Source organism: Streptomyces sp. NPDC057654 (genome assembly GCF_042800135.1).
Taxonomy (GTDB): Bacteria; Actinomycetota; Actinomycetes; order Streptomycetales; family Streptomycetaceae; genus Streptomyces.
In genome coordinates this window covers 1-2,134 of the sequence record NZ_JBHVHQ010001162.1, presented here as the reverse complement: position 1 = coordinate 2,134, position 2,134 = coordinate 1, and the positions used below count along the sequence as shown (strand labels likewise).

Genomic DNA, 2,134 nt, shown 5'->3' with positions numbered 1-2,134 from the left:
GCCTTCTACGAGCTGGACACCGCCCAGCGCGACCTCCAGATCTCGATCGAGACCATCACCGCCGTCGACGACTCCCCCGCCGCCCGCAAGGCCGCCGCCGAATTCGCGGCGTTCGGGAACCGCATCGACCAGGTCTCCAGCGCGTACATCACGGCCGTCGACAGCCATGACCTGGACCGCGACGACCTCGACGCCGGGGCCGCCGCCCGCGCCCGCACCGACCTGTCGAAGGCCAAGGACGAGTTGGAGCGGGTCAAGGGCGACCTGGAGCGGTTCGGGCAGGGGCTCGCGCCGCTGCTCGGCACGGCCGAGACGCAGTTGGCCCGGCTCGCGCCCGCCGTGGAGCGGGCCCGGCAGGGGCTGCTCGCCGCGAGCAACGCGCTCGACGCGGTACGGGCCGCCGGACTCGGCGCCGACGACCTGGCCGCCCGGCTCGCCGCCCTCGCCCCCGAGCTGACCAAACTCAACCAGGGCGCCGGGCAGCACGGCGTGCCCGAGACCATCGCCCGCGCCGACCAGGTGCTCCGCGAGGCCGAGGCCATCCGCGGCGAGGCGGACCGGCTGCCGGAGAAGGCCGCCGAGATAGACAAGCGGCTCGTCTCGCTGCGCACCCGCGCCCAGGCCATCACCACGCGCGCCGCCGGTGTCGCCCCGGTCCTCAGCGAGCTGCGCCGCCGCTACAGCGCCGCCTGCTGGCAGGATCTGCAGCAGGTTCCGGAACAGGCCGAGCAGTCCGTACGGCAGGCCGAGGACAAGCTGCGCGAGGCCCGTACCGCCCGCGACGCGCAGCGCTGGCCGGACGCCACCGCCCTCCTCTCGACCGTACGAGCCCTGCTCAACACCACCGACGAGGCCGTCTCCGCGGCCTCCGACCGGCTGCGCAGACTCGACGAGGTCTCCTTCGACCATCAGAAGGAGGTCGAACGGACCCGGTTCGCCATCCGGGACGCGCAGCGCCTCGCCATGGCGGGCCGCGCCACCCCCGACCCGCGCACCGCCCGCCCCCTGGACGACGCCGTGGCCCGTCTCGACCGCGCCGTCGACGCCCTGACCGGCCGCCACCCCGACTGGTGGCATTTCCTCACGGAGACCGAAGCCGTGCGGCAGACCGCCGCCCGCGTGGTCCAGGAGATCCGCGAAGCCCGCGGCGCCGGGAACTGAGCGCTACCGGCCTAGGACCTACCGGCCTCGACAGGGCTGGATATGCTGCCTGGCATGCCCCGTTACGAGTACCGCTGCAAGACGTGTGGTGTCACCTTCGAGCTCAAGCGCCCCATGGCCCGCTCCTCCGATCCCGCCAGTTGCCCCCACGGGCACGGCGAGGCCGTGAAGCTGCTGTCCACCGTCGCCGTGGGCGGCGCCGCCCAGTCCCCGCAGCCGCAGTCCGGCGGCGGTGGCGGTGGCTGCTGCGGCGGCGGTTGCTGCGGCTGAGCTGAGCGCGGCTGAGTTGAGCCGACCGGCCCGCGGGCGGACCCTGGGAGTACGTACGTACGCGCGGCGCGTACGCGAGGCGCGCGCGTCGGCCCGTACGTACGGGATCACGGCCCCGTACGCACCTCCTCCCCCAGCGCACCGCAAAGGAGGGCCGGAACCATGGCCACAGGCCACGCCACACCCGGGCCCGGACACGCGAGGCCCTGGCCGCCGCACCGCGGGCAGGCCCGTCAGAAACGCACCAGGCTCGACGAGCACCTGCCGATGGACCACCGTCTCAGCCAGGTCTACCGCGCCGGCGCCGGCCTCATGGGCCTGGTGCTGCTCGCCTTCGGCATCCTCGGGCTGATCGACAAGGTGGGGTTCTTCTCCACCCGCGGCGACACGGTCGCCCAGCTCAACACCAACGGCACGCTGAGCGTGCTGTCCATCGCCGTCGGCGCGCTGCTCTTCGTCGGCATGGTCATCGGCGGCAACTTCGCCTCGACGCTCAACATCGGGCTCGGCGCGCTCTTCGTCCTCAGCGGCTTCGTCAATCTGGCCCTGCTGGACGGCCGCTACAACTTCCTGGCCTTCCGCATCCAGAACGTGCTCTTCAGCTTCGTCGTCGGCGTACTGCTGCTGGTCTTCGGGATGTACGGGCGGGTCAGCGGCGGGCTCCCGCACGACAACCCGTACTGGCGCGCCCGCCATCCGGACC

At 73.1% G+C, this 2,134-nt stretch carries 3 protein-coding genes; all 3 read left to right on the top strand.

The genetic code is table 11. From position 1 onward, the window contains the following. The coding region (locus ACFU99_RS41590; protein WP_384403397.1) for a hypothetical protein at positions 1–1,161 on the top strand (1,161 nt) is incomplete at its 5' end. 54 nt (positions 1,162–1,215) lie between these two features. Next, positions 1,216–1,431 carry a zinc ribbon domain-containing protein gene (locus tag ACFU99_RS41585; RefSeq protein WP_384403394.1) on the top strand — a complete coding sequence of 72 codons (216 nt, stop codon included), beginning with the start codon at positions 1,216–1,218 and terminating at the stop codon, positions 1,429–1,431. A gap of 162 nt (positions 1,432–1,593) precedes the next feature. After that, on the top strand, positions 1,594–2,134 hold a 541-nt coding region (locus ACFU99_RS41580), incomplete at its 3' end, for a DUF4383 domain-containing protein (RefSeq protein ID WP_384403391.1).

Coding starts and splice junctions, on each gene's coding strand:
- ACFU99_RS41585 (WP_384403394.1), top strand. CDS start 1,216: ATGCCCCGTTACGAGTACCGCTGCAAGACGTGTGGTGTCACCTTCGAG.